25 protein-coding genes and 1 tRNA gene are annotated in these 26,016 nt (G+C 64.4%); 14 read left to right on the forward strand and 12 right to left on the reverse strand.

Annotated features, from left to right (window positions below; all coding sequences use genetic code 11):
- Positions 1-29 precede the first annotated feature (29 nt).
- From edd to HH800_RS05165, 3 genes are all read right to left on the reverse strand, one after another.
- A complete protein-coding gene (gene edd / locus HH800_RS05155; RefSeq protein ID WP_169860380.1) occupies positions 30-1,862 on the reverse strand; it encodes a phosphogluconate dehydratase in 1,833 nt (610 codons plus the stop codon).
- Positions 1,855-3,318 (reverse strand): glucose-6-phosphate dehydrogenase, encoded by a 1,464-nt coding sequence (zwf, locus tag HH800_RS05160; protein WP_125987056.1) that lies wholly within the window; start codon positions 3,316-3,318, stop codon positions 1,855-1,857. The genes edd and zwf overlap by 8 nt, the downstream gene beginning before the upstream one ends.
- Positions 3,319-3,466: 148 nt before the next feature.
- A complete protein-coding gene (locus HH800_RS05165; RefSeq protein WP_169860381.1) occupies positions 3,467-3,877 on the reverse strand; it encodes a MerC domain-containing protein in 411 nt (136 codons plus the stop codon).
- Positions 3,878-4,073: 196 nt separating this feature from the next.
- On the opposite strand from HH800_RS05165, the gene HH800_RS05170 reads away from it, so the two are divergent.
- The gene (locus HH800_RS05170; protein WP_097382709.1) at positions 4,074-5,522 is read left to right on the forward strand and encodes a S41 family peptidase; all 1,449 of its coding nucleotides are present in this window, start codon (positions 4,074-4,076) and stop codon (positions 5,520-5,522) included.
- A 35-nt stretch (positions 5,523-5,557) separates the two neighbouring features.
- Here HH800_RS05170 and HH800_RS05175 read toward each other — a convergent pair whose 3' ends face one another.
- Complete coding sequence (locus tag HH800_RS05175) at positions 5,558-5,896, reverse strand: hypothetical protein (RefSeq protein WP_017503721.1); 339 nt, start codon at positions 5,894-5,896, stop codon at positions 5,558-5,560.
- Between the two features lie 116 nt (positions 5,897-6,012).
- Here HH800_RS05175 and HH800_RS05180 point away from each other — a divergent pair, with 116 nt between their 5' ends.
- From HH800_RS05180 to HH800_RS05190, 3 genes are all read left to right on the forward strand, one after another.
- Complete coding sequence (locus HH800_RS05180; RefSeq protein WP_169860382.1) at positions 6,013-6,321, forward strand: autorepressor SdpR family transcription factor; 309 nt, start codon at positions 6,013-6,015, stop codon at positions 6,319-6,321.
- On the forward strand, positions 6,306-6,683 hold the full coding sequence (locus tag HH800_RS05185; RefSeq protein ID WP_235654697.1) for an ammonium transporter: 378 nt from the start codon (positions 6,306-6,308) through the stop codon (positions 6,681-6,683). Before HH800_RS05180 ends, HH800_RS05185 begins: the two co-directional genes overlap by 16 nt.
- Before the next feature lie 236 nt (positions 6,684-6,919).
- Positions 6,920-7,537, forward strand: coding sequence for a hypothetical protein (locus HH800_RS05190; RefSeq protein ID WP_169860383.1), 618 nt, complete (start codon positions 6,920-6,922; stop codon positions 7,535-7,537).
- Positions 7,538-7,616: 79 nt separating this feature from the next.
- Here HH800_RS05190 and HH800_RS05195 read toward each other — a convergent pair whose 3' ends face one another.
- Positions 7,617-7,772 (reverse strand): hypothetical protein, encoded by a 156-nt coding sequence (locus tag HH800_RS05195; RefSeq protein ID WP_169860384.1) that lies wholly within the window; start codon positions 7,770-7,772, stop codon positions 7,617-7,619.
- A gap of 435 nt (positions 7,773-8,207) precedes the next feature.
- On the opposite strand from HH800_RS05195, the gene HH800_RS05200 reads away from it, so the two are divergent.
- A tRNA-Leu gene (locus tag HH800_RS05200) sits at positions 8,208-8,292 on the forward strand.
- Between the two features lie 122 nt (positions 8,293-8,414).
- Here HH800_RS05200 and HH800_RS05205 read toward each other — a convergent pair.
- Positions 8,415-9,551, reverse strand: coding sequence for a pyridoxal phosphate-dependent aminotransferase (locus tag HH800_RS05205; RefSeq protein ID WP_169860385.1), 1,137 nt, complete (start codon positions 9,549-9,551; stop codon positions 8,415-8,417).
- A 57-nt stretch (positions 9,552-9,608) separates the two neighbouring features.
- Here HH800_RS05205 and HH800_RS05210 point away from each other — a divergent pair, with 57 nt between their 5' ends.
- Positions 9,609-9,872: a hypothetical protein gene (locus tag HH800_RS05210; protein ID WP_169863246.1), complete on the forward strand. Its 264-nt coding sequence runs from the start codon at positions 9,609-9,611 to the stop codon at positions 9,870-9,872.
- Between the two features lie 17 nt (positions 9,873-9,889).
- Here HH800_RS05210 and pgl read toward each other — a convergent pair whose 3' ends face one another.
- The 5 genes from pgl to HH800_RS05235 form a co-directional block, all read right to left on the reverse strand.
- Positions 9,890-10,582, reverse strand: a complete 693-nt coding sequence (pgl, locus tag HH800_RS05215) for a 6-phosphogluconolactonase (RefSeq protein WP_169860386.1) — start codon at positions 10,580-10,582, stop codon at positions 9,890-9,892.
- A 5-nt stretch (positions 10,583-10,587) separates the two neighbouring features.
- Complete coding sequence (locus HH800_RS05220; RefSeq protein ID WP_169860387.1) at positions 10,588-11,064, reverse strand: YbaK/EbsC family protein; 477 nt, start codon at positions 11,062-11,064, stop codon at positions 10,588-10,590.
- Positions 11,061-12,062: a UDP-glucose 4-epimerase GalE gene (gene galE / locus HH800_RS05225; protein WP_169860388.1), complete on the reverse strand. Its 1,002-nt coding sequence runs from the start codon at positions 12,060-12,062 to the stop codon at positions 11,061-11,063. Before galE ends, HH800_RS05220 begins: the two co-directional genes overlap by 4 nt.
- Positions 12,063-12,129: 67 nt before the next feature.
- The gene (locus tag HH800_RS05230; RefSeq protein ID WP_169860389.1) at positions 12,130-14,307 is read right to left on the reverse strand and encodes a 3-hydroxyacyl-CoA dehydrogenase NAD-binding domain-containing protein; all 2,178 of its coding nucleotides are present in this window, start codon (positions 14,305-14,307) and stop codon (positions 12,130-12,132) included.
- 25 nt (positions 14,308-14,332) lie between these two features.
- Positions 14,333-15,541, reverse strand: a complete 1,209-nt coding sequence (locus HH800_RS05235; protein ID WP_048937022.1) for an acetyl-CoA C-acetyltransferase — start codon at positions 15,539-15,541, stop codon at positions 14,333-14,335.
- 172 nt (positions 15,542-15,713) lie between these two features.
- Between HH800_RS05235 and HH800_RS05240 the strand changes: the two genes are divergently transcribed.
- Both HH800_RS05240 and HH800_RS05245 read left to right on the forward strand, forming a co-directional pair.
- Entirely contained in the window at positions 15,714-16,448 is a 735-nt protein-coding gene (locus HH800_RS05240) for a metallophosphoesterase family protein (protein ID WP_169860390.1), read from the forward strand.
- A 47-nt stretch (positions 16,449-16,495) separates the two neighbouring features.
- Positions 16,496-18,166 (forward strand): MFS transporter, encoded by a 1,671-nt coding sequence (locus tag HH800_RS05245; RefSeq protein WP_004212052.1) that lies wholly within the window; start codon positions 16,496-16,498, stop codon positions 18,164-18,166.
- 42 nt (positions 18,167-18,208) lie between these two features.
- On the opposite strand, the gene HH800_RS05250 is transcribed toward HH800_RS05245, so the two are convergent.
- Positions 18,209-18,805: a nucleotidyltransferase family protein gene (locus HH800_RS05250; RefSeq protein ID WP_037507878.1), complete on the reverse strand. Its 597-nt coding sequence runs from the start codon at positions 18,803-18,805 to the stop codon at positions 18,209-18,211.
- A gap of 157 nt (positions 18,806-18,962) precedes the next feature.
- On the opposite strand from HH800_RS05250, the gene folE reads away from it, so the two are divergent.
- From folE to HH800_RS05280, 6 genes are all read left to right on the forward strand, one after another.
- Positions 18,963-19,571 (forward strand): GTP cyclohydrolase I FolE, encoded by a 609-nt coding sequence (folE, locus tag HH800_RS05255; RefSeq protein ID WP_017501203.1) that lies wholly within the window; start codon positions 18,963-18,965, stop codon positions 19,569-19,571.
- A complete protein-coding gene (locus tag HH800_RS05260; RefSeq protein WP_169860391.1) occupies positions 19,568-20,428 on the forward strand; it encodes an SDR family oxidoreductase in 861 nt (286 codons plus the stop codon). The genes folE and HH800_RS05260 overlap by 4 nt, the downstream gene beginning before the upstream one ends.
- Before the next feature lie 84 nt (positions 20,429-20,512).
- Positions 20,513-21,289, forward strand: a complete 777-nt coding sequence (locus tag HH800_RS05265; RefSeq protein ID WP_169860392.1) for an enoyl-CoA hydratase-related protein — start codon at positions 20,513-20,515, stop codon at positions 21,287-21,289.
- A 334-nt stretch (positions 21,290-21,623) separates the two neighbouring features.
- Positions 21,624-24,002, forward strand: a complete 2,379-nt coding sequence (locus HH800_RS05270; protein WP_169860393.1) for a TonB-dependent receptor — start codon at positions 21,624-21,626, stop codon at positions 24,000-24,002.
- Positions 24,002-25,231: a dipeptidase gene (locus tag HH800_RS05275; RefSeq protein WP_169860394.1), complete on the forward strand. Its 1,230-nt coding sequence runs from the start codon at positions 24,002-24,004 to the stop codon at positions 25,229-25,231. Before HH800_RS05270 ends, HH800_RS05275 begins: the two co-directional genes overlap by 1 nt.
- Positions 25,232-25,350: 119 nt before the next feature.
- On the forward strand, positions 25,351-25,980 hold the full coding sequence (locus tag HH800_RS05280; protein ID WP_169860395.1) for a class I SAM-dependent methyltransferase: 630 nt from the start codon (positions 25,351-25,353) through the stop codon (positions 25,978-25,980).
- Positions 25,981-26,016: the final 36 nt, after the last annotated feature.

Below are 26,016 nucleotides of genomic sequence, written 5' to 3' on the forward strand. Positions count from 1 at the left end.
TCCGAGTGCGCCGGCACGAATGGCTGTGCTTATATCGCGAGTTCGGCGTCCATCGCGGCGAGGATCGGGGAAGCGCCCTGTTCGGCAAGGTCGCTATTGTGGCGGAACAGCGCGAACAGTTCGCGGCCGGTGTCATAGGGCGGGGGCGGGGCGGCGGGAATGTCGCGCGCGTCCCAGGTGGCGGCATCGACCAGCGCCTCGACCTGGCCGCTTTCCGCGCAGACGCGGACGAGATCGCCATCGCGCAGCTTGCCGATCGGGCCACCACCCAGCGTCTCGGGCGACAGATGGATGGCGGCGGGCACCTTGCCCGATGCGCCCGACATGCGGCCGTCGGTCAGCAGCGCGACCTTGAAGCCGCGATCCTGCAGCACGCCCAGCGCCGGGGTCAGCTTGTGCAGTTCGGGCATGCCGTTGGCGCGCGGCCCCTGGAAGCGGACGACGACGACGACGTCGCGTTCCAGTTCGCCCGCCTTGAAGGCCCGCAGCACATCGTCCTGATCGTGGAAGATCGCGGCCGGCGCCTCGATCGTCCAGCGTTCCTTGTCGACCGCGCTGACCTTCATCACGCAGCGGCCAAGATTGCCCTGGAGCAGCTTCATGCCGCCATCGGCCTGGAACGGGTTGGAGGCCGGGCGCAGCATCGCCTCGTCGCGGCTGGCGGGGACGTCCTGCCAGACCAGCGCGTCATCCTGCAGCACCGGTTCCTTGCCATAATCGGTCAAATCCTGGCGCGCGACGGTCATGATGTCGCGGTGGAGCAGGCCGGCGTCGAGCAGTTCGCGGATGATGACGGCCATGCCGCCCGCCGCGTGGAAATGGTTCACGTCGCCCGATCCATTGGGATAGACGCGCGCCAGCAGCGGCACCACGTCCGACAGTTCGGCAAAGTCGGTCCAGTCGATATGGATGCCGGCCGCGCGCGCGATTGCGGGCAGGTGGATCGCATGGTTGGTCGAACCGCCGGTGGCCATCAGGCCGATGATCGCGTTGACGATCGCCTTTTCATCGATGCAGTGACCGAGCGGGCGATAGTCGTTGCCGTCCCAGCCGATGTCGGCGATGCGATGGGTGGCCGCGCGGGTCAGCTCGCTGCGCAGCTTGGTGCCCGGATTGACGAAGGCGGCGCCGGGCATGTGCAGGCCCATCACTTCCATCATCATCTGGTTGCTATTGGCGGTGCCATAGAAGGTGCAGGTGCCCGCGCCATGATAGGAGGCGCTTTCGCTTTCCAGCAGTTCCTCGCGGCCCACCTTGCCCTCGGCATAGAGCTGGCGGATGCGGACCTTTTCCTTGTTGGCGAGGCCCGAGGGCATCGGCCCGGCGGGGATCAGGATGGTCGGCAGATGACCGAAACGCAGTGCGCCGATCAGCAGGCCGGGCACGATCTTGTCGCAAATGCCGAGCATCAGATTGCCCTCGAACATCGCGTGGCTGAGCGACACGGCGGTCGACAGGGCGATGGTATCGCGGCTGAACAGGGAGAGGTCCATGCCGGCCTGACCCTGGGTCACGCCGTCGCACATGGCGGGCACGCCGCCCGCCACCTGCGCCGTGGCGCCGATCTCGCGCGCGGCGATCTTGATCTGCTCGGGGTAGCGGCCATAGGGCTGATGGGCCGAGAGCATGTCATTATAGGCGGTGATGATGCCGATGTTCATCGCCCGGCCGGTGCGAATGACAGCCTTGTCCTCGCCGCTGGCGGCAAAGCCATGGGCGAGGTTGCCGCAGGACAGCTGGGCGCGGTTGGTGCCGGCGTCACGACCCCGCTCGATCAGGTCGAGATATTTGAGGCGCGTCGCCGCACTGCGTTCGGTGATGCGTTCTGTGACCTTGGCGATCACGGGGTGAAGATCAGTCATGCCAGCTGGCTCCGTCGCGTTCGATTAGGGCAATGGCCGAGGACGGCCCCCAGTTCCCGGAGGAATAGGTCGACACCTTCATGTGCGCCTCCTTCCACCCGTCGATGATGGAATCGATCCAGGCCCATTGGGCTTCCACTTCGTCGCGGCGGACGAACAGGGTCTGGTCGCCGGCGAGCAGGTCCAGGATCAGTCGTTCATAGGCGATGCGGCGACGCTGGCCGGCAAAGGCGGCGGTTAGCGACACGTCGAGCGTCACTTCCTCCAACTGCACCTGCCGCTCCAGTCCCGGCCGCTTCGACATGATGGTCAGGCGGATATATTCTTCCGGCTGCAGGCGGATCACCAGCGTGTTCGGTTCCAGCCCGGACCCATGCCCGTCACGGCCGAAGATCGAATGGCGCACCGGCTTGAACTGGATCATGATTTCCGACTGGCGCGCGGGCAGCCGCTTGCCGGTGCGCAGGTAAAAGGGGACGCCCTGCCAGCGCCAATTGTCGATATGCGCCTTCAGCGCGACGAAGGTTTCGGTGTCGGACGGCTGGCCCAGTTCATCGGCATAGCCGGTGACGATCTGGCCGCCGACGGCGCCGGGCGTATATTGGCCGCGCACGCTGTGGGTCTTGACCGTTTCCGCGGTCATCGGACGCAGCGAACGCAGCGCCTTCACCTTCTCGTCGCGCACGGCCGTGGGGTCCATCCGCGCGGGTGGCTCCATCGTCAGGATGGAAAGGATCTGGAGGATATGGTTCTGCACCATGTCGCGCAGCGCGCCGACGCCGTCATAATAGGAGACGCGGCCTTCGAGGCCCACGGTTTCGGCGACGGTGATCTGGACATGGTCGATCGCGGTGGCGTTCCACAGCGGTTCGAACATGACATTGCCGAAGCGGAGCGCCAGCAGGTTCTGAACGGTTTCCTTGCCCAGATAATGGTCGACGCGGAAAATCTGCTCTTCAGCGAACAGGTGGCCGATGCTGTCGTTCACGACCTTGGAGGAGGCGAGATCCTTGCCGATCGGCTTTTCCATCGCGATCCGCGTCCTGGGCGTCAGCAGTCCGGCGTCGGCCAGCCCCTGGGCGGTCGGGCCGAACAGCGAGGGCGGGGTGGAGAGATAGACGGAAATGCCGCGTTCCAGGCGCCCGTCGACACGCTCGGCCAGCTCGGCGAAATGCGCGCCGTTGCTGGAATCGACCGGCTGATAGAGGATCATCGCGCGGAAACGCGCGGCGATGTCGGCATCATAGCGGTCGGCCGGCAGGAACTGCTTGAGCGCCGCGCAGACTTCCTCGCGAAAGGCCTCGTCATCCATTTCGGTGCGGGCCGAAGCGATGATCAGGAAATCGTCGGGCAGCAGTCCGTCCGACAGAAGATTGTAGAGCGATGGGAAAATCATGCGCCGGGCAAGATCGCCGGTGGCACCGAACAACAGGAACGTGGCAGACGGTTCGGTCAAAGGACAGTCCTTCTCCGTTAGTTATCTATGTCTGCACGATGCGGCTCTTATACCGGCCGTGCTTCGTTACGCAAGCAGGCTATAGGCAGGAAAATGATGCTGCAACTGCGAACGACTCGCGGGAAGGCGGGGCGGTCTATGGTATCGGTCAGCAGGCGGTGCGCAGGCCCCGACGCCAGTTGAGGATATGCGCCCCGGCCAGCAGGGCACTGCCGCCGACGGTCCAGATCGCTTCGCTCAATGGGGTGCGGGCCAGCAGCGCGCCCACGGCCATCAGGGACAGGCCGGCCAGGCCGATGCCCAGCGGCGGCGCGGCGCGGTGGCGGCGCCAGCCCTGCAACAGCGCGAACAGGCTGGTCGGCACGGCGATGGCGAGCATCAGCAGGTGGAAGGATTCGCCCGGATCGATCCGGGCGGCGATGGTCGGCAGCAAGGCGAAGAGCAGCGGCAGGCCCAGGCAATGGACGGTGCAGAGCGTGGAGGCGCAGATGGCGAAGCCGTCCAGCCAGGAGCGGGGGCGGCCGGCCGGATCGCGTTCCGGCGCTTCGCAATGGGGCATGATTTTTCCTAAATGATATAATGTTACATTTTCTCCGGCCATATCGATATGGGGGCATGGGAAGTCAAGGGCAGGGGGACGGAAGGCGTTGCCGGGGCGGTTGGTTGACGGCGCGGAAAGCTCTCTTGTTTCAACGCTATCTTGCCGTGCTGCGGAGCGCGGCCTATCCCGTCTGCCGTCTTTGGGGGGAATAGTGATGAAGCATGGGGTTGCGCGCCTGGCGTTGCTGGCGGGTGGGCTGGCGATGTTGGCGGCTTGTGGTGGTGGCGGGTCCGATAGCGCGGGCACTGCGCCGCCGACGGCGACGCCAACGCCCACGCCGACCGCCACCTGTTCGCTGCGCGAACGGCAGGATTGGGCGGCGGCGACGCTCAAGGAGTGGTATCTTTTCCCCGAAACCTTGCCGTCCGCGCTCAGCCCGGCCGGCTATGCCAGCGTCGACAGCTATATTGACGCGCTGACACAGGGGGCGCGATCGCAGCGGCGGGATCGCTATTTCACCTATCTTACCTCCATCAAGGCGGAGAATGCCTATTATCAGTCGGGGTCGAGCGCCGGCTTCGGCCTGCGCTTCGCAACCGACAGCGGGGGCACCCGCCTGTTCGTCATCGAATCGTTCGAGAACGGCCCGGCGCTCGCCGCCGGCATCGATCGCGGCGCGGAGATATTGGAGATCGGCACCAGCATCACCAACATGCGCAGCATATCGTCGCTGTTCGCGTCGGGCGGTGCCGATGCCGTGGCCGATGCGATGGGGCCGGACAGTGCCGGCACGACCCGGCTGCTGCGCATTGCCGACGCGACCAGCACGCGGACCGTATCGGTGACCAAACGCGACTTCGACCTGATGCCGGTATCGAACCGCTATGGCGCGCGGGTGATCGACGATGGCGGCCGCCGCGTCGGCTATGTCAATCTGCGCACCTTCATCCTGTCGGCGGAGCAACCGCTGCGCGACGCCTTCGCTGGTTTCAAGGCGCAGGGCGTGACCGACATCATCCTCGACCTGCGCTATAATGGCGGCGGCCTTGTCTCGACCGCCAAGGTGCTGGGCGATCTGATGGGCGCGAACCGGGCGTCGACCGACGTATTCACCCGCATGACCTTCCGCCCGGAAAAGAGCGCGGAGAACGAGACCTATAATTTCGAGCCGCTGGCGCAATCGGTGGCGCCCACGCGCATCGCCTTCATCGGCAGCGGTGGGACGGCATCGGCGAGCGAACTGGTGATCAACGCCTTCATCCCCTTTCTGGGGCCGCAGGCCGGGCTGATCGGCGCCAACACCTATGGCAAGCCGGTCGGGCAGATCGCGATCGATCGCGAAGCCTGTGACGACCGGTTGCGCGTGGTGGCCTTCGCCACCCAGAACAGCGCGGGCAATGCCGATTATTATGACGGGCTGGCGACCAGCGTGAAGGCCAGTTGCCAGGCCTGGGACGATATCAGCTATCCGCTGGGCGACCCGCGCGAAGCGTCGGTCCGACAGGCGCTGGACTTCATCGCCGGGCGCAGCTGCACGCCGATCGGCGGCGCGGTGGCGACGCTCAGCCGCAAGGCGGTGACGTCTCCGGTGTCCGCCCCGCGCGAATTGCTGGCGCCGCAGCGGCCCAATCCGGCCCAGCGCGAGGTGCCGGGTCTGTTCTGACCGGTCAATCGATCAGGTGGCAGCGCTGACTGTGATCAGCGCTGCTTCTTGGTGATGGTTGCGGTGAAATCGGGATCCTTGTTCGCCACCCAATCGACGAACTTGCGGATCGGCGGATGGAGCAGCAGGCCCTCCACGTCCATGCCGTGGCGCTGCAATTCGGAATTGGTGAAATTGGCGATCAGCGTCTGCTGGCAGATGCCGTGCATCGGCACAACATCGCGGCCGCCCCGGCTCTTGGGAACGGGATGGTGCCACACGATGGTCGTGCCCGTTGGACGCCCGCATAGCCAGCAGGGCGGCGGGGGCGGCGCTTCCGCTTCCTCGCGATGCACATCTTCATAGGGGCCATGTTTGGAATATTTGCGGGCCATGTCTCTGCCTGGATTGAAGGAAACTTTGGCGGCTCCCTATCGCAGCCGGCGCGGCAGCGCCACGGGGATCGTCATGGCTGCTTGACTCATTTCGATATTTAGCTAATTATCTCATCATGAGCCAGGTCTTCCGCGCCTTGTCCGATCCGACCCGTCGCCGGGTGCTGCAATTGCTGCGCCAGGGACCGATGAGCGCGGGCGAACTGAGCGACCAGTTCGATGTCTCCAAACCGACCATGTCGGCGCATTTCGCGGTGCTGAATGAGGCCGACCTGGTCCATACGGAAAAGGCCGGCAAGTCGGTCATCTATCATCTCAAGCTGTCGGTGCTGGAAGAGGCGCTGCTGGGCTTTGCCCAGTCGTTCGGCATCGGCGTGGAGGCGCCGGATCAGCATCGGGAGAAGGCAGGATGGACAGGGAATTGAAGGCGGGCCTGCTCTGGGGCGGCGGCATCCTGCTGCTGGCGCTGGCTGCCAGCCAGGGACGCAAGCTCGACTGGCTGGACAGTGACATGGTCACGCGGCTGGTGATCGGCGCCAACGGGTTGATGATCGCCTGGTATGGCAATCGCATGCCCAAGGCCTTCCTGCCTGACGCCTGCGCGCGGCAGGTGGCACGCGTCGGCGGCTGGTCGATGGCGCTCAGCGGCATTATCTATGCCGGCTTCTGGGCGTTCGCGCCGATACCGGTGGCGGTCGTCGGCGGCTGCATCGCGGTGGCGGCGGGGATGGCCGTGACGATCGGCTATGGCCTCGCCTTGCGCGCTCGGTTGCGGGCTCGCCGCTAGGCCCTTGTTTCGCCTGCCTGGCGGCTTTGTTGCGGGAGTGATTTTGGGGGCTTTGCAGGGGGATCGCGACCTGCAAAGCGCTTTCGACGGTCAGATATATTAGCTCGGAGCACTTCAGGGTCTTAGGGGGCCTATGAAGGTGTCGCCCGATTTCCTATAATAGCGCTTGGGTCTTGGCGGTCCCCGGGATCACTGATGAGGTCGGTAAGAGGGGCAAGGGACGGCAGGGGGGATTGATGGACTGGATGCAATTCGTGGCCGCGTTGATTGCGTCTGCTGCGTGGCCGGTAGCGATAGGGTCAATCGCCTATTGCCAACGTGTACCTATCGGCAAATTCATCGACCGCATCAAATCGGCGGAGGCATTTGGCGCGAAGGTCCGCATGGACGTTTCGGAAGATATTGAAGAGGCCCGAGAAACCATTCAGGAGAGAGGGAGGGCGGACTATATTCCTCTCGAAGTTGAGCGGCCAATGTCTGCAAACCACGGGGCGGTAGAGGCGCAGCATGTGTTTCGAGAGAGTTACCTCAGTAAAATTCCGCAAGCTCTTTCTACCACGTCCGCGTCCGGATCCATCGTTGCATCTTGGCTTAAGCTCGAAGAAGCGCTGAAGCTCGTGTGCAGTAGGGGCGGAATTACTTGGAAGTCATTTCCGGAAAAAGCGGCGAAAGAAGCTGCCGAACAGGGGGCGATAGATCTTACCACCTTCGCTGTCATACAGAAGTTGCGTCGGATCCGAAATGACGTGGTTCACGGACGGGCGGAGGTTAGCTTGGAGGACGCTGCATCGTATCGCGCCACGGTCGATAGCGTAATGAAGAATTTGGAAGGGCCTGCGGTAGAGCATGCGTAAAAGGGCAGGCAAGTTTCCCCGCGGGTGCCTTAAGCTCTATCTTGGTTCTCTATGCCAGCATCTTCGCGAGATTGCTGCGCTAGCCCCGTGCCTCAACGATGGCCGCTTTGGGTTTGTCGCGTGGAATTATGTGGGCTTTCAGAAGAGGAAGAAGTGGCGGGCACCGATCGCCATCAAGAGAGCAGCCAGCTGCCGCGCCGATGATTTCCACAATGCAAATCTTGTTGAAGGTCATTGATGCTTTCCCTAGTCAGTTGTCGGAAAGGCATCGCGAATGCGCCATTCTGGGCGATTAAAACTGATGCGCCCGCACGTTCCCGCTGATTCCTCGCGTCCGCGATACGCCCATTGACCTCCTGCAAACGGGAACTGCGCCCACCCGGTGAGGCTTCCGGACATGGTGGAAGTGGGTAAGGAGTTATCTGGACCTCACGGATGCCTCTGATTTTGTCTTCCATGCCTGTCGGTACACCTGCGCTACCTTTCTGGTCGATGCGGACGTCAATGTGTTCGTCCTCGAAAAGTGGGAAATTCTATGCGACGGAACATTCTAAACTATAATTTTTACAGTGGCTTAAGTGTTCGTTGCCTTTCCTTCATTTGAGGAGAAAAGAGGGCTTTGCAGCCGCCGCGTGACCTGCTAGTGCGCCACAACCCACGGATTTCCAATGCGGGCGTGGTGAAACTGGTAGACGCGCCGGACTCAAAATCCGGTTCCGCAAGGAGTGTCGGTTCGATTCCGACCGCCCGCACCACTTATTAGGACTCAGGCGTCGTCGGCTGCATCCGCCGCCTTGGCTTTTCCTCGCATAAGCTCGGACGGACTTTGGCCTTGCGGACCCTTTTGGGCCGTTGGTTCTAGGTCTTCTACTGAAATTCAGCGCCCCGGCTGCGCCTGGAACCATGGGATCATCCGCGCGATCGCATCCTCGACCCGATCGGTCGAGACGGCGAAGCTGAAGCGGATGAAACGATGGCCGTCGACCGGATCGAAATCGATCCCCGGTGCGGTGGCAACGCCGGTCTCGCGCAGCAGCTTCTGGCAGAACGCCAGGCTGTCATTGGTGAGATGGCTGATATCGGCATAGATATAGAAAGCGCCATCGGGCGGCGCGATGCTGGCGAGGCCGAGCGCGGGCAGGGCGTCGAGCAGCAATTTCCGGTTGCGGCGATAGGTGTCGACATGCCCCTCAAGCTCGTCGGTGCAGTCGAAGGCGGCCAGCCCCGCCTGCTGCGCCAGCACCGGCGGCGTCAGGAACAGATTGCCCATCCGCGCCCGCGCCGCGCCGATCAGGTCGGCGGGCACGACGATCCAGCCCAGCCGCCAGCCGGCCATGCTGAAATATTTGGAGAAGCTGTTCACGATCACCGCATCGGGGGCAAATTCCAGCATCGACCGCGCCGGTTCGCCGAAGCTGAGGCCATGATAGATTTCGTCGGAGATGATGCGGATGCCGCGTGTCGCACACACTTTGGCGATCGCCGCCAGTTCGTCGGCCGGGATGATCGTGCCGGTCGGGTTGGCCGGGCTGGCGAGGATCAGGCCGTCTGGCGCTGGCTCGATTGCGGCCAGCGCGTCGGCGTTGATCTGATAGCGTTCGGCCGGGCCGCAGGCGATCTCGACCGGCTCCAGATAGAGGGCCTTCAACGTATTGCGATAGGCGACATAGCCCGGCCGCGCGGTGGCGACGCGGGCGCCGGGCGCGAACAGGCTGGTGAGCGCCAGCACCAAGCCGGGCGAAGCGCCGCAGGTCAGCAGCACCTGTTCGGAATCGACGGTCACGCCGTGCCGATTGGCATAGAGGCGGGCGATCCGTTCCTTGAGCGCCGGGCTTTCCCAATAGCCCATCGGGTCGGTGTCGAGCACTTCATGCGCCAGCGCGATGGCGGCGGCGGGTGCTCCGGTCGAGGGCTGGCCGAACTCCATGTGCAGGATGGAGCGGCCCGCAGCCTTGAGGGCATGGGCCTCGCGGCTGATGGCGATGGCGTGGAAGGGATCGATCTGGGCAATCATGCCGGGTGCCTATTCTGTGCGGGCAACCATGTCCATGGCCGCTACGTTCTGTCTGGCATGAACCAGGCGTTGCTCACCGCCCTGCAATATTATGGTGCCGGCGCCGCCACGCTGGCGGCGCTGGTCGTGTCGCTGAACCTGGGGCGGCGGATCACCGGCTGGGCGTTCGTGCTGTTCGTCACCAGTTCGATCGCGCTGATCGGCTGGGGTTTCCTGGACAAGGACAGCGAGGGCATCGGCTGGCAGAATGTCGCGCTATTGGCGATCAACGCGGTCGGCGTGTGGCGCTATCTGATCTCGAAACATGAGCCGAGAAATTGAACCAACGGGCGGAAGCATCAGGCTTCAGCGATCCACACCTCGACCGGCACCTTGTCCTGCAGCAGGGCAAGGCGGATCGGCAGTTCTTCGATCGGACCGCCGGCCAGCGCCTGGTCATAGACCGCCTTCTTGCCCGCGCCGCCGATCTGCAGGAAGATGTGACGGCTTTGCAGGATCGCGTGGGCGGTCAGCGACAGCCGCTGGTGCGGCGCGACCGGCGGGGTGGCGGCAATGGTGTAAGCGTCACTGGAAAGCCCCTCGGCCAGTTCCTTGCCTTCCGGGAAGAGCGAGGCGGTGTGGCCGTCATCGCCCATGCCGAGCAGGATGATGTCGAACGGCCAGGGCAAAGCGGCAAAGTCCGCCTCTACCGCGCTCTGGCCGGCATAGGCGTCGACGGCGCCATTCTTCATCGGCACGAAGCGAGCGGCGGTGGCCGGGCCCTGGAGCAGGGTTTCGCGCACCAGCCGTTCATTGCTGTCGGCGCTGACCGGATCGACCCAGCGTTCATCGACCAGGGTGACGATCAGCTTCGTCCAGTCGAGCGGCACTTTCGACAGGGCTTCCAGCACCGGGCGCGGCGAGCGGCCGCCCGACACGGCCAGCGTCGCGACGCCGCGCTGGGCGATCGCATCCGACAACAGGGTGGCGATGCGGGCGGCGATGTCGGTGGCAGCCTGTGCGCCGGTGGCAAAAAGATGTTCGGTCGGCATGGCTCTCACTCGACGATTTCAGGAAGGGTGCAGATGTCGATCCATTGCGCCCCGGTCAAGGCGGCAAGCCGGTCGGGCGTCAGTTCGACCGAGGCGGTGCGTGATCCCGCCGCCGGAAACACGGTGTCGAACGCCTGCAAGGAGACATCGCAATAGACGGGCAGGGCACTGGCGAGACCGAAGGGGCAGACGCCGCCGACCGGATGGCCGGTAATCTCCTCCACCTCATGCGCGCCCAGCATGCGCGGCTTGGCGCCCAGCACCGCCTTCGCCTTGCCATTGGACAAACGCGCGTCGCCCCGCGCGCAGACCAGCACGACGCTGTCGCCGACGCGCAGCGACAGCGTCTTGGCGATGCGCGCGGGTTCGACACCCAGCGCAGCCGCCGCCTCGATCACCGTCGCAGTGCTGACGCCCTGGTCGATGATGACGACATCGGGCGCCTGCGCGGCAAAGAAGGCGCGGACGCTGGCTTCGCTCATGCCTTCTGGATGTCGCTGAGTTTGCGTTCCCAGGCGAGCGCATGATTGACGATCTGCGTGAGATCGGCATAACGCGGCTGCCAGGGAAATTCGGCCATGAGCGCGCTATTGTCGGAAATCAGCGCGTCGGGATCGCCCGCACGGCGTCCTTCCAGCCGGCGCTCGATCGTCATGTTGGTGACCCGGTCGACCGCATCCAGCACTTCGAGTACGGAGAAGCCCCGGCCATAGCCGCAATTGAGCATGTAATTGCGGTCAGGATGGGCGATCAATGCTTCGAGCGCCAGCACATGGGCGGCGGCCAGATCGCTGACATGAATATAGTCGCGCACGCCGGTGCCGTCGGGCGTCGCGAAATCGGTGCCGAAGACACTGACATGGCTGCGTTTGCCCAGCGCCGCCTCGACCGCGACCTTGATCAGGTGGGTGGCGCCCGCCGTCGACTGGCCGGTGCGGCCCTGCGGATCGGCGCCGGCGACGTTGAAATAGCGCAGCGCGCAGAAGTTCATGGCGTGGGCGGCGGCGACGTCGCGCAGCATATATTCGGTCATCAGCTTCGACATGCCATAGGGATTGATCGGCCGCTGCGGCGTCGTTTCCCTGACCGGGCTTTCCTCCGGAATGCCATAGGTGGCGGCGGTCGAGGAGAAGATGAAATGGGGCACGCCGACGGCGACCGCGCTTTCCAGCAGGTCGCGGGTCTTGGCGCTGTTATTATTGTAATATTTGAGCGGGTTCTCGACCGATTCCGGCACCACCACCGATCCGGCGAAATGCATGATCGCCTGGACGCCATGTTCGCGCAGCGTCGCCTGTACCAGCGCCTGGTCGGCAATGTCGCCCTGCACGAAGGGGACGTCCTGCGGCACGGCCCAGCGGAAGCCGGTGACCAGATTGTCGATCACCACCACGCCATAGCCGGCATCCTTCAGCGCCAGCACCGCATGGCTGCCGATATAGCCGGCGCCGCCCGTGACCAGAACCGTTGGCTTGCTCATAAAGAAAAGGTCTCCCCGAATATGTCCGGGGAGACCTAATACAGAAGCGTTACGATTTACAAATCGCTCATGCTGCAGCGCGAGACGGAACGGGGCGATAGAAGGTCGCGCCGTTGGCGGCCATTTCCCGCAGCTGCGCCGTGGGGGCGAAGCGCGGGCCATGGGCGGCGGCCAGCCGGTCCAGCACGGCCACGACATGGGCGATGCCGACCGTGTCCATATGGCTGAACGGACCGCCGGTATAGGGCGCGAAGCCCCAGCCGAAGATCGCGCCGATATCGCCATCTTCCGGCGTTTCCAGCACGCCTTCCTCGAAGCAGCGGGCGCATTCGATCAACTGGCGATAGAGGAGCCGTTCCTTGACTTCCTCGACATCCGGCTGGGCGTCGGCGCGCGGGAACAACTCGCCCAGCACCGGCGAGAGATGCTTCTTGCCGCCTTCGGGATAGTCGTACCAGCCCTTGCCGTTCTTGCGGCCCAGGCGATCGGCCTCGACCATCTTGAGCATGATGTCGTCCGACCCCTGGGGAACATAGGCGTCGCCCAGCTCCTTCTTGGCGGCGGTCATGATCTTGACGCCCAGTTCGATCGACACTTCGTCGCTGACGGCCAGCGGGCCGGTCGGCATGCCGAGCTGCTTGCCGGCATTTTCGATCAGTGCCGGATTGATGCCTTCGCCGACCAGTTCCGCGCCTTCCTGCACATAGGTGCCGAAGCTGCGCGAGGTGTAGAAGCCGCGGCTGTCATGCACGACGATCGGGGTCTTCTTGATCTGGGCAACGAAGTCGAGCGCCTTGGCGATCGCGGCCGGGCCGGTCTTCTCGCCCAGGATGATTTCGACCAGCGGCATCTTCTCGACCGGCGAGAAGAAGTGGACGCCGATGAAATTCTCGGGCCTGGACCAGGCATTGGCGAGCTTGGTGATCGGCAGGGTCGAGGTGTTGGAACCGAAGATGGTGTCGGCGCCCAGCACGGCTTCGACCTGCTTGGTCACTTCCGCCTTGATCGCGACATCCTCGAACACCGCTTCGATCACGAAGTCGGCGCCGGCGAGCGCGGCATAGTCGGTGGTCGGGGTGACGCGGGCCAGGGTGGCGGCCATCTTCTCGGGCGTCATGCCACGGCCCAGGCGCTTGGCCAGCACCGCCTCGACATGGGCCTTGCCCTTCTCGGCATAGGCCTGGTCGCGGTCGAACAGCACCACGTCCATGCCGGCCTGCGCCGCGACGGTGGCGATGCCCGCGCCCATCATGCCGGCACCCAGCATGGCGAGCTTGATGGTCGGCGCCTTGGGCTCGTCCTTGGGACGACGTGCGCCGCGCTCAGCCGCCTGCTTGTTGACGAACAGGGTGCGGATCATGTTCGACGCCTGCGGATCGGCGGCGACCTTGGCGAAATATTTGCTCTCGATCCGGATTGCCCGGTCCATCGGCAGGGTGATGCCCTCATAGACCGCCGACAGCAGGGCGATCGGCGCGTTCATGTTGCGCTGGGTCTGCTTGAGCGTCATCGGCAGGGCGCCGGCCATGGTCTGGACGAAGGCGGGGTTGAAGCCGCCGGCGCCACCGGGCACCTTGAAGCCCTTGACGTCCCAGGGCTGGGTATTGGCGGTCGGGTTCGCCTTGACCCAGTCCTTGGCGGCGGCGAGCGACGTGCCCTGCGGCACCACGCCGTCGACGACCTTCAGCATCGCGGCTTCGGCCGGGCGGAACAGCTTGCCCTGCAGCATGTACATCAGCGACGCCTGGACGCCCATGATGCGCGGCAGGCGCTGCGAGCCGCCGCCGCCGGGGAACAGGCCGATCAGGATTTCGGGCAGGCCGAGCTGGGTCTTGGGGCTGTCGCCGACGAAGCGGCGATGGCAGGCCAGCGCCAGCTCGAAGCCGCCGCCGACGCAGGTGCCCTCGATCGCACAGGCGACCGGCTTGCCGGCGGTTTCAAGGCGACGGAACAGCTGGTTCAGCACGAACACATTGTCGAAGATCGCGGTGGGGGCGGGGCGCTGTCCATCGGCGCTGGCCAGCATCGACCCGAAATATTTCAGGTCCATGCCGGCCATGAAGCCGCTGTCCTTGCCCGATGCGATGACCGCGCCCTTGATGCCCTCTTCCGACGCGATGCGGGTGATGGCGGTGTCGAGGTCAGCCAGGAAGTCGGGGCCGATGACGTTCATCGACTGGCCGGGCACGTCGATCGTCAGGGTGGCGATGCCGTCGGCATCGATGTCGAAGCGGATGGTTTCCATGTGTGTCTCTCCTTGCGTCCGCCGCTTACACGCGCTCGATGATGATGCCGGTGCCCATGCCCGCGCCGACGCACAGGTTGATGAGCGCGGTGCCCTTGCCCGAGCGTTCCAGCTCGTCCAGCGCGGTGCCCAGCACCATGGCGCCGGTGGCGCCCAGCGGATGGCCCATGGCGATCGCGCCGCCATTGACGTTGATCTTGCTGTGGTCGAGCTTCATCGCCTGCATGTAGCGCAGCACGACCGAGGCGAAGGCTTCGTTCAGTTCCCACAGGTCGATGTCGGCGGTGGTCATGCCGGCGCGGGCCAGCAACTTGCCCGCGACAAATTCCGGGCCGGTCAGCATGATCAGCGGTTCGGACCCGATCGAGGCCATCGCCTTGATCTTCGCGCGCGGCTTTAGGCCGTATTTCTCGCCAATTTCCTTGTTGCCGACCAGCACGGCGGCGGCGCCGTCGACGATGCCGCTGCTGTTGCCGGCGTGATGGACATGGTTGACCTTTTCCAGCTCGGGATAGCGCAGCAGGGCGACGGTATCGAAGCCGGGCATGTCCTCACCTAGCGCCTGGAAGCTGGGCTTCAGGCTGCCGAGCGACTGCATCGTCGCGTCGGGGCGCATATGTTCGTCATGATCGAGTGCGATGCCGCCGATCACGTCGCGGACCGGCACGATCGACTTCTTGAAACGGCCTTCGTCCCAGGCAGCCTTGGCGCGGCGCTGGCTTTCGACGGCATAGGCGTCGACATCGTCGCGGCTGATGCCGAATTTGGTGGCGATCACGTCGGCGCCGATGCCCTGGGGCGCGAAATAGGTCTTGTAGGCGACCGCCGGGTCCATCGCCCAGGCGCCGCCGTCCGACGCCATCGGCACGCGGCTCATCGATTCGACGCCGCCGCCGATCGCGAACATCGCTTCGCCCGAATAGACCTTGGCCGCGGCCATGTTGACCGCTTCCAGGCCGGATGCACAGAAACGGTTGATCTGCACGCCCGGCACGGTCTGGGCATAATCGGCGTTGAGCACGGCGACGCGCGCGATGTCCGCGCCCTGTTCGCCCACGGGGCTGACGCAGCCCAGGATCACGTCATCGACGTCGGCAGTGTCGATCTGGGTGCGGTCGCGCACCGCTTCGAGCATCTGCGTCGCAAGCTGGATGGGGGTGATGTCGTGGAGCGAACCGTCGCTCTTGCCCCGGCCACGGGGCGTGCGGACGGCGTCGTAGATATAGGCTTCCATGGTTCCTTTTCCCTCTCCGTTGGCGGCTTTTGGCGCACCGGAAGTGGCCCTGAATGTATTTACGTTTACGTAAAGTGCAAGCCTGAAATGGTCGGTTTCCGCCGACATGGCCTTGCCGTAAGGTCAGGTGCGGGCCTGATGTGGGGCGCGATCGCAGCGGGACAAGCATCAGGTGAAGATTGCGGTTCTTTCCGACATCCATGGCAATATCGATGCGCTCGACGCCGTGCTGGCGGATGTGGCTGCGCGCAATGTCGATCTATGTGTCAATCTCGGTGACATCTTGTCGGGGCCGCTGTTCCCCTGCGAGACCGCCGAACGGCTGATGGCGATGGATTTGCCGACGATCCGGGGCAACCATGAGCGACAATTGCTGACGCTGGCGCCCGACCGGATGGGCGCGTCAGACCGGGCGACCCATGATCTGCTGGCGCCGCGCCATCGCGACTGGATCGCCGGCTTGCCCGAGACGCTGTGGCTGACGGATGAGGTGCTCATGGTCCATGGCACGCCGGGCAGCGACATCGATTATTGGCTGGAAACGGTCGAGCCGACCGGGCTGCGCGCGGCGACCGAGGCGGAGGTCGAAGCGCGGGCAGGGGGCGTTGTCGCGCCGCTGATCCTGTGCGGCCATACCCATGTGCCGCGTATTCATCGTCGCGCCGATGGCGGGCTGATCGTCAATCCGGGCAGCGTCGGCCTGCCGGCCTATGACGATGATCGCCCCTGGCCGCACATGGTGGAGACCGGATCGCCCGAGGCCCGTTATGCATTGGTCGAGCGGACGGCCGACGGCTGGCACGCGGACATCGTCCTGGTCGCCTATGATGTCGAACGCGCGGCCGCCACGGCCGATGCTCGCAGCCGGCCCGACTGGGCACGGACACTGCGTACCGGACGGATGTGAACCAAAGGTCGAGTCGCGGGTTTGACCGACGTTCCTAAATCCGCTTGATGGTTTTCGTGCCTGACACCGAGTCCCCCCAGCCGTCCTCGCCCTTTGCCATTCCCATCTTCCGCGCGATCTGGATCGCGAGCCTGGCGTCCAATTTCGGCGGGCTGATCCAGTCGGTCGGTGCGGCCTGGATGATGACCTCGCTGTCCGCTTCGCCGGTGCTGGTGGCGCTGGTGCCGGCGTCGACGACGCTGCCGATCATGCTGTTCTCGCTCTGGGCCGGCGCGGTCGCCGACAATCTGGATCGGCGCAAGGTGATGATGGCCTGCCAGCTTTTCATGCTGCTGGTGTCGACTGCCCTTGCGCTGGTCGCCTGGCTTGGTGCGCTGACGCCCTGGACGCTGCTGGGCTTTACCTTCCTCATTGGCTGCGCGACGGCGGTGAACGGCCCGGCCTGGCAGGCGTCGGTCGGCGACATGGTGCCGCGCAGCGTGCTGCCCAGTGCCGTCGCGATGAACAGCATGGGGTTCAATCTTGCCCGTAGTACCGGCCCGGCGTTGGGCGGCGTGATCGTCGCGGCGGCGGGCGCGGCAGCCGCGTTCCTGGCCAATGCGGTCAGCTATATCGGCCTGGTCGCGGTGCTGGCGCGGTGGCGACCGGAATTGCCGCCCAAACTGCTGCCGCGCGAGCGGCTGGGCGTCGCGATGTGGGCCGGTGTCAGCTATGTCTCGATGTCGCCCAAGATCCAGCTCGTGCTGCTGCGCGGCGGTGCCTTTGGCATTGGTGCCAGCGCGGTGTCGGCGCTGATGCCGCTGGTGGCGCGCGATGTGCTGGGCGGCGGCGCGCTGACCTTCGGCCTTACCAGTGGCGCCTTTGGCGTCGGCGCGGTAGCCGGGGCGCTCTCCACCCGGCGGTTGCGCGCGCGCTTCTCGATCGAGGCGATCGTGCGGTCCGCCGCCCTGTCGCTTGCGGCGGGAACGGCGATCACGGCCATGTCGGGCTATCTGGCGCTGGCGCTGCTCGGCTATCTGCTCGCCGGGGCGGGCTGGGTCATGGCGCTGTCGACCTTCAACGTGTCGGTCCAGATGTCGGCGCCGCGCTGGGTCGTCGCCCGCGCCGTCGCCATCTATCAGATGACGGCGTTCGGTGGCATGGCGATTGGCGCCTGGCTGTTCGGCAATCTGGCCGAGGATCATGGGGTGGTGGACGCCCTCTATGCCTCCGCCGCGGTGCAACTGGTCGCCGCGCTGATCGGCTTCGTCCGTCCGCTGCCGCAGATCGGCGATGACAATCTCGATCTCCAGAATCGCTGGCGCGAGCCGGAGACAGCGGTGCCGGTCGAACCGCGCAGCGGCCCGGTCGTCATCACCATCGAATATCGCATTCCGGTGGGATCGGTCGTCCCTTTCCTCAGCGCGATGAGCGAGCGCCGCCGCATTCGCAAGCGCGATGGCGCGCATGGCTGGTCGCTGATGCGCGACCTGGGCGATCCGGAACTCTGGGTCGAACGCTATCATGTGTCGACCTGGCTCGACTATGTCCGCCATAACCAGCGGCGCACCATCGCCGACATCACCAACAGCGACACGATCCACGCGCTGCACAGTGGCGGTAAGCCGCCGGTGGTGCATCGCATGCTGGAACGCCAGACCGGCTCGCTGCCGCTCAGTCGTGCCCCTGATCCGCGGGAAATGGGCGACGGTCTGACCGATCCGACGCGATCGACCTGAAGCGGGGCAAGGCAAAGCGGCTTCGCCTGCCCCTTTTGGGCCTCAGGTCGGCGTCACCGGGGGGCGGCCAAGATCCTCCGGCGTATCGATGTCGTGCAGCACATTGCCGATCGTCTCGATCTGGATGCCGTGGCTCAGCAGCGCGCGGGCACCCTGATCCCCTTTAAGTGCCAGCAATTCGGGGAAATGCTTGCGGCCGATGAAGGCGGGCGGCGAGGAAGAGAAGCCGTCGGTGCTGGCGACGACCGATCTTATGTCCTCGGCCGCCATGCAGATATGGTTATAATGGGTCTGCGGCACGTCGGGCATGTCGGCCAGGCAGATCAGGATGCCGCGCACCTTGCGCTTGTCCATCACATGCTCGACTGCGAGCCGGATGCTGCTCGACAGGCCTTCCTCGGGCCGTTCGTTGACGATGATATCGAAGCCGCGTCGGTCAAGCTTGCGATGCAATATTGGCGCAAATTCGACCGGTCGCACGACAGCGACCAGCTCGGCAAAGGCCATGGAGGCGATGGTTTCCAGCGTGTGCGCGGCAACCGGCTTGCCGCGCAGGTCGGCCATCAGCTTGTCTTCCTCGCCAAAGCGGGTCGACATGCCGGCTGCCAGAAGGACGGCGGCGATGCGTTCAGTGCGCATGATCTTGCGATTGTAATGACATTTTTCTGTGGTGCGTTCCCGTTAGACTGTGATTTGCCACCACAGCGATGTTGTGTCCAGCCGGGGCAAAAGGGCTGGTCAGACGGGCACGCAGTCGCCATATGCCGGGGCCAACAATTATGGAGTGGCCCAGTTCATGGCATATGATCCCGATGCGGAAACCGTAGGCGAGGGCTCGAAGGAGCCGGTCCCGGCCGAAGTGTCGGAGGCAATCCGCACCCTCATCCGCTGGTCGGGCGACATGCCCGAACGCGAGGGGCTGATGGAAACGCCCGAGCGGGTGGCCCGCGCCTGGCGCGAATATTGCCGCGGCTATAATGATGATCCGGCCTATCATCTCTCGCGCATCTTCCATGAGGTGGGCGGCTATGACGATGTCGTGCTGCTGAAGGACATTCCGTTCCAGTCGCATTGCGAACATCATATGGCGCCGATCGTCGGGCGCGCGCACATCGCCTATCTGCCGGGCGACTATGTGGTCGGCATTTCCAAGCTGGCCCGCGTGCTGCACGCCTATGCCAACCGGCTGCAGGTGCAGGAACGGCTGACCTCCGAAGTCGCCAACTGCATCTGGGAAAATCTCAAGCCCCAGGGCGTCGCCGTGGTGATAGAGGCGACCCATGGCTGCATGACCGGCCGTGGCGTGCGCACCCCCAACGTCATCATGAAGACCAGCCGCATGCTCGGCGTCTTCCGCGACGATGAAAAGTCGCGCGAGGAAGTGCTGAAGCTCATCGCCTCGTGAATGATGTGACCGAGCAGGGGGAGGGCGCCGAGCCCGCCTATCGCCCGATCGGCGGCGCGAAGAAGGATGCCGGGCCGACCGGCCCCTTGCCGCTGGCCTCGCGCCGGCTGGCGCTCGTGACCGGTGGCCATCGCCGGCTGGGCGGCATCATTTCGGCGACGCTGGCGCAGGCCGGCTATTCGCTCGCCATCCATGGCAGCCATGACACGCGGCTGGACTCTCATCTGGCGATCGCGCTGGAGGAAAATGGCGCCGAATGGGAAGGTTTCGTCGTCGACTTTGCCGATCCCGAAGCGGCCGAGGAACTGGTCGCGCAGGTTGCCGAACGCTTCGGCCGGCCGCCCGACCTGCTGGTCAACAGTGCTGCAATCTTCGGCCAGGACCGGATCGACAGCGTCACCGCCGATGATCTGATGCGCCATTATGCGGTCAATTGCGCCGCGCCCGCGATGCTGACCAAGGCGTTCGCGACCGTTCCGGCCGGGACGGGCGATCGCTGCATCGTCAATATCCTCGATCAGCGGATCGACCATCCCCATGGCGATCAGCTGGCCTATACGCTGTCCAAGCTGGCGCTCGCCGGTCTGACGAAGACGGCGGCCAGCAGCCTGGCGCCGCAGGTGCGGGTCAATGCGGTGGCGCCCGGCCTCACCATCGCCACGCCCGACTATGATGCGGAACAGATGGCGCGGCTGGAGCAGTTGATGCCGCTTGGGCGGCTGCCGCAGGCGGAGCAGATCGCGCAGGCCGTTCTCTATCTGGCCGGCGCGACGGCGGTGACGGGCCAGACCCTCTATGTCGATGGCGGCGCGCATATGCGCAGCTATGATCAGGATTTCATGCATCTTTGCCGATAGGATCGGCAAAATCGCCGCTTTGCAAAGGCTGGCGATCCGTTTTTGGCCGACATAGATCGGCGCTGACAGCTTAGGGAGACGGCAATGGCATATGAAACGATCCTGGTGGAACAGCAGGGCGCGGTGACGCTCATCACGCTCAACCGGCCGCAGGCGCTCAACGCGCTCAACAGCCAGGTGCTCGCGGATCTGGGCGCGGCCTTTGCCGCCTATGATGCCGACCCGACCCAGCATTGCGCGGTGCTGACCGGCAGCGAAAAGGCCTTTGCCGCCGGCGCCGACATCAAGGAAATGGTGGACAAGGAAGCGGCCGACTTCTTTCTGCAGGATTTCTTCTCCGACTGGCAGACCAAGGTCGTTGCCACCCGCAAGCCGTGGATCGCGGCGGTTGCCGGCTTTGCGCTGGGTGGCGGCTGCGAACTGGCGATGATGGCCGACTTCATCCTGGCGGCCGACACCGCCAAGTTCGGCCAGCCCGAGGTGAAGCTGGGCGTGGCGCCGGGCATGGGCGGGTCGCAGCGCCTGACCCGCGCGGTCGGCAAGGCCAAGGCGATGGAAATGTGCCTGACCGGCCGGATGATGGGCGCTGAGGAGGCCGAGCGCGCTGGCCTGGTCGCGCGGATCGTGCCCGTCGCCGAATTGCTGGACGACGCGCTCAAGACCGCCGCCGCGATCGCCGCGATGCCGCCGATGGCGGCAATGGTAAACAAGGAAATGGTCAATATCGCGTTCGAGACCAACCTGGCCCAGGGCATTTTGACCGAGCGCCGCCTGTTCCAGATCCTGACTGCAACCGAAGACAAGAAGGAGGGCATGACCGCCTTTGTCGAGAAGCGTCCGGGCGTCTGGAAGGGGCGCTGAGGGATCCTTCTTCGAAAGAAGAGGGCATGCAATTTTTGATCCTCCCCAGGCCAGGCCTGGGGAGGATTTTTTGTGCGCGCGTGCGAGGAAGCGGGCATTGATTGCGAAATCTCAACGCTTTGAAGCGCCTCGTTCCGCTTGAGAAATCATCATAAGCGCGTGGTGGATTTTCCCGAAGGGCTCGTTTCAGATGACAAATGGATGACATGGCTGCGCTCGCCCGAAGGGATGATCGACAGGCCAGGGTCCGGAGAGGAACGGCGCGATAGCCCGAAGGGGCGGGCGCTCCTGATTGGCGCGAACTGCCCTTTTGCAGGGCCTACAGGGAGCCTCTATGCCTTCGATTTCGTCCGTCCGTCGTGTGTCTCGCGCTGCGCTGCTGCTTGCCTGCTGCGCGGGTGCCTTATCCTCTGCTGCTTGGGCGCAGGAGGCCGCTCCAACGGACGAAAATGACAGCATCACCGTGACCGGTCGTCGTATCTCGCAATCGTCGGAAGCGATCGGCGAAGACAAGATCAACAATGTCGTCGCCGTCACGCGCGAGGCGCTGCTGTCGGCGCCGTCGGGTATTTCGGGCCTGAAGATGCTGGAGCAACTGCCCGGATTCAACGTCCAGACCGACGGTGCACTGGGCCTTTATGAATTTGGCAACAGCGTCCAGACCCGCGCCTTCAACCTCGACCAGATCGGCTTCGTGGTCGATGGCATTCCGACCGGCCGCAGCGACGCCTTCGGTGGCAGCCCTGTCTTCCGCTATGTCGACAATGAAAATCTGGGCGTGGTGGAAGCCTCCGTCGGCGCCGCCGATGTCGGCCTGCCCAGCTATTCCAGCCTCGGCCCGGTGGTGCAGTATAACAGCATCGCGCCGCAAGAGGAGATGGGCCTGTTCGTGTCGCAGAGCTTTGGCGACAATAATATGAAGCGCACCTTCATCCGCGCCAGCACGGGCCGGGTGGGGCCGTTCAAGGCCTATGTCAGCCGCACCAAGCTGGACAGCGACCTGTGGCGCGGCCCCGGTTCGGTCGATCGCGAACATTGGGAAGGCCAGATCCATGCCGATCTGGGCGGTGACAGCTGGGCGCGCTTCAAGTTCGTGTCGAACGACTTCTTCGATTATGACTCGCCGACGATCACCCGCGCCCAGTATAATTGCACCGCCACCAGCGTGGTCGGCGCCTGCGGCCGCGACTTCGCCTATATCGAGAATGTGCCCAATACCACGACCGGCTTCGCGCCGACGGCGGCGGGCGTCTATTATTCCAATTCCAACTACACCAATGTCTACAACCTCGCGATCAACGTGCGGAAGGACAAGCTTTATGGCGGCACCTTCCACCTGGGTATTGCCGATGGCGTGTGGGCGGAATCGACCCTCTATTATGAAGACAAGAATGGCTATGGCGTCTCGCCCGACAGCTATTCCAACTCGCTGAGCCGCTACACGGCGCAGGCGGCCGCGGGGCTGGACGTGACCGCGCCCAAGGGTGTGCAATATGGTCGGTCGGGCGTCGGCGGCGATCGCTATGGCGTGACCACCAAGCTGCACTGGGAAAGCGGCAATAATGTCGTCGAAGGCGGCATCTGGGCCGAAGTCGACAAATATCACCGCACCCAGGCGCGCTACAACACGATGGACGGCGCCCCCGATGGCGAGCCCAATCTGGACGAGTTGGTCTATCTGCGCCGCGACTATCGGTCCAAGCGCGACACGCTTCAGATCTTCCTGAAGGATACGCTCAAGCTGATGGATGACCGGCTGGTTCTGGATGCCGGCTTCAAGGGGCTGATGCTGGACTACAGCCTTGGCGGCTATCGCGACTTCGACGACTATTATCGCGTCGTGGGTGGCACGGCGGTCGCAGGCTGGGGGCCACAGTATAACACGGCCCATTATCGCGACATGTTCCTGCCGATGGCGGGCCTGCTGTTCAAGATCAACGAGCGCAGCCAGATCTTCGCCTCCTATGCCGAGACGATGGCGCTGCCCAAGGGCATGGATGATATCTATGCCGTGACGCGCACCGGCACGTCGGCGCTGGTGCCCCAGCCCAAGGCGGAACGCGCGCAGAATATGGAAATCGGCTTCCGCACCAACCAGGGGCAACTCTACGCCTCGATCGCGGGCTACTACACCAAGTTCAAGAACCGCATCCAGTCGATCACCACTTTCCAGGAAGGCGGCGGCAGCACCACCGAAACCTTCTACCAGAATGTCGGCCGGGTCGAATCCTACGGCGTGGAAGCCAGCGGCACCTACAAGCCGGCTTTCCTCAACGGCTTGGCCTATGCCAACGCCAACGTCACCTATAACAACGCCAAGTTCCAGGACGATATCGTCGCGTCGGTCACCTATGCGACCTCCGGCAAATATATCCCCGATAGCGCCAAGTGGATCGTCAGCGGTGGCGTCACGATCGAGCCGGCAAGCTGGCTGGTTGCCAACATCAGCGGCAAATATACGTCGAAGCGCTGGTCGACCTTCACCAACACGGCAGGCTCCAGCGTGCCGGCCTACACCGTGTTCAGCGGCTATGTGGATATTGGCGACGGCTGGAGCTTCGGCCCGGTGAAGAGCATCAAGGCGCGCTTCAACGTCGACAATATCTTCGACAAGGACACGCTGTCCTACATCTCCTCCTCGGTCACGGGTGACGGTTCCTTCCGTCCGCTGTCGCCACGCACCTTCCAGTTCACCATTTCGGGCGAGATCTGATGCGGAATGCTTATCTGATGGGGGCAGCGCTGGTCGCGCTGCTCCCGATTGCGGCGCAGGCCCAGCCAAAATCCGTGTCGAAACAGGTCTATCAGTTGCACCAGAAGCTGATTACGCTCGACAGCCATCTCGATACGCCGGCATCGCTCGACCTGCCCGACTGGTCGATCGACGAGGAGCATGGCGTCCATAGCGACTATACCCAGGTCGACCTGCCACGGATGAAGAAGGGCGGCCTCGATGGCGGCTTCTGGGCGATCTACACCGGCCAGGGACCGCTGACGATCGAGGGCTTCCGCAAGGCGCGCGATTTCGCGTTGTTGCGTGGAATGTCGATCCGATCGATGGTGGCGGCCGACCCCGACAATTTCACGTTGGCGCTGGAGGCGAAGGACGCGGCGCCAATCGCCGCGGCGGGCAAGCGTATCGTCTATATGTCGATCGAAAATGCCTATCCGCTGGGCGAGGATGTCTCGCTGATCAAGACATTCTACGACATGGGCGTGCGCGTGTCGGGTTTTGCCCATTTCGCGCATAACCAGTTTGCCGACAGCTCGACCGATCCGTCGAAGAAGCCGCGCTATGGCGGCCTCAGCCCGCTCGGCAAGGAATTGCTGAAGGAAATGAACCGCCTCGGCATCGTGCCCGATGCCTCGCACAGTAGCGACCAGGTGCTGGACGATCTGCTGGCGCTGTCGACCACGCCGGTGCTGCTGACCCATTCGGGCTGCAAGGCGGTCTATGACCATCCGCGCAACATCGATGACGAACATCTGAAAGCCCTGGCGGCCAAGGGCGGGGTCATCCAGATGAACGCCTATGGCGCCTATCTGCGCGCGTCCAAGCCCAATCCCGAGCGGCAGAAGGCGCTGATGGCGCTTTATGGCCAGATGCGCGAGGACGCCAAGGTTTCGCCCGAGGCGCGGGCCGCGATGCTCGCCAAGCGGCAGGAGATCGACCGGCTCTATCCCGACACCGACCGGCCGACCTTCGACGATTTCATGGCGCATATGCTGCATGCGCTGAAGGTCGTCGGCCCCGATCATGTCGGCATCGGCCTGGATTGGGACGGTGGCGGCGGCGTTGTCGGCATGGAGGATGTGGTCGATCTGCCCAAGATCACCGACGCGCTGCTGAAGGCCGGCTATAGCGAGGCTGACGTACAGAAAATCTGGTCCGGCAATGTGCTGCGCGTGCTGGCCGCGGCCGAAGCGGGCAAGCAGAAATAAGGACTTGTGCCGGACCAGCCGTTGCTGGTCCGGCATGAAATCTTGTTAAGCCAATCGACGGGGGCGTTCCGGCCCGCTAAGGGGAGTCGGCACCAGAAAGGAGCGGTCGCATTTCGCCCATGCAGCACAAGCCGAAGCGCAGCCGGGCAATCGCCCTGCCGAACAGCGAGTTTCGCGCCCGCGCCACCGAATATCTCGATTTCCTCGCCGCCTGGGTGAAGAAGCCCCGGCAGACCGCCTCGGTCGTGCCCAGCAGTCGCTATCTGGCGCGGCTGATGGTGGCCGACATCGATCCGCAGGACGGCCGCGTGCTGGAACTGGGCGGGGGCACGGGCGTCTTCACCCGCGCCATCCTGGAAACCGGGCTTGCCGCCGACCAGCTGGAGGTGGTGGAGATCAATCCCGCCTTCGCGCGTGGGCTGCGGCGTCATTTTCCCCATGTATCGATCCTGGAGACGCCGGCGCAGATCGTCTCGGTCGCGGCCGCTGGTGGCCCTGGCGACTATCAGACCGTGGTCAGCGGCCTGCCGCTGCTGGCGATGGACCGGGCGATGCATATCGACATATTGTCCGAAGCCTTCCGCATGCTGAAGCCGGGCGGCAGCCTGGTGCAGTTCACCTATTCGACGCGACCGCCGGTCAGCCGTGCGGTGCTGGACCAGCTTGGTCTGGAGGTTGTCCGCGCCGGCCATACGGTGCGCAATTTCCCGCCAGCGACGGTCTTCCGCTTCACCCGACGGGGCGAATGATCGGGGCAAGAAAAAGGGGCCGCATCGCATGATGCG

It is taken from the genome of Sphingobium yanoikuyae (assembly GCF_013001025.1).
Taxonomy (GTDB): Bacteria; Pseudomonadota; Alphaproteobacteria; order Sphingomonadales; family Sphingomonadaceae; genus Sphingobium; species Sphingobium yanoikuyae_A.

Coding starts and splice junctions, on each gene's coding strand:
- edd (WP_169860380.1), bottom strand. CDS start 1,862: ATGACTGATCTTCACCCCGTGATCGCCAAGGTCACAGAACGCATCACC.
- HH800_RS05165 (WP_169860381.1), bottom strand. CDS start 3,877: ATGCCCCATTGCGAAGCGCCGGAACGCGATCCGGCCGGCCGCCCCCGC.
- HH800_RS05170 (WP_097382709.1), top strand. CDS start 4,074: ATGAAGCATGGGGTTGCGCGCCTGGCGTTGCTGGCGGGTGGGCTGGCG.
- HH800_RS05175 (WP_017503721.1), bottom strand. CDS start 5,896: ATGGCCCGCAAATATTCCAAACATGGCCCCTATGAAGATGTGCATCGC.
- HH800_RS05180 (WP_169860382.1), top strand. CDS start 6,013: ATGAGCCAGGTCTTCCGCGCCTTGTCCGATCCGACCCGTCGCCGGGTG.
- HH800_RS05185 (WP_235654697.1), top strand. CDS start 6,306: ATGGACAGGGAATTGAAGGCGGGCCTGCTCTGGGGCGGCGGCATCCTG.
- HH800_RS05190 (WP_169860383.1), top strand. CDS start 6,920: ATGGACTGGATGCAATTCGTGGCCGCGTTGATTGCGTCTGCTGCGTGG.
- HH800_RS05195 (WP_169860384.1), bottom strand. CDS start 7,772: ATGACCTTCAACAAGATTTGCATTGTGGAAATCATCGGCGCGGCAGCT.
- HH800_RS05205 (WP_169860385.1), bottom strand. CDS start 9,551: ATGATTGCCCAGATCGATCCCTTCCACGCCATCGCCATCAGCCGCGAG.
- HH800_RS05210 (WP_169863246.1), top strand. CDS start 9,609: ATGAACCAGGCGTTGCTCACCGCCCTGCAATATTATGGTGCCGGCGCC.
- pgl (WP_169860386.1), bottom strand. CDS start 10,582: ATGCCGACCGAACATCTTTTTGCCACCGGCGCACAGGCTGCCACCGAC.
- HH800_RS05220 (WP_169860387.1), bottom strand. CDS start 11,064: ATGAGCGAAGCCAGCGTCCGCGCCTTCTTTGCCGCGCAGGCGCCCGAT.
- galE (WP_169860388.1), bottom strand. CDS start 12,062: ATGAGCAAGCCAACGGTTCTGGTCACGGGCGGCGCCGGCTATATCGGC.
- HH800_RS05230 (WP_169860389.1), bottom strand. CDS start 14,307: ATGGAAACCATCCGCTTCGACATCGATGCCGACGGCATCGCCACCCTG.
- HH800_RS05235 (WP_048937022.1), bottom strand. CDS start 15,541: ATGGAAGCCTATATCTACGACGCCGTCCGCACGCCCCGTGGCCGGGGC.
- HH800_RS05245 (WP_004212052.1), top strand. CDS start 16,496: ATGGTTTTCGTGCCTGACACCGAGTCCCCCCAGCCGTCCTCGCCCTTT.
- HH800_RS05250 (WP_037507878.1), bottom strand. CDS start 18,805: ATGCGCACTGAACGCATCGCCGCCGTCCTTCTGGCAGCCGGCATGTCG.
- folE (WP_017501203.1), top strand. CDS start 18,963: ATGGCATATGATCCCGATGCGGAAACCGTAGGCGAGGGCTCGAAGGAG.
- HH800_RS05265 (WP_169860392.1), top strand. CDS start 20,513: ATGGCATATGAAACGATCCTGGTGGAACAGCAGGGCGCGGTGACGCTC.
- HH800_RS05270 (WP_169860393.1), top strand. CDS start 21,624: ATGCCTTCGATTTCGTCCGTCCGTCGTGTGTCTCGCGCTGCGCTGCTG.
- HH800_RS05275 (WP_169860394.1), top strand. CDS start 24,002: ATGCGGAATGCTTATCTGATGGGGGCAGCGCTGGTCGCGCTGCTCCCG.
- HH800_RS05280 (WP_169860395.1), top strand. CDS start 25,351: ATGCAGCACAAGCCGAAGCGCAGCCGGGCAATCGCCCTGCCGAACAGC.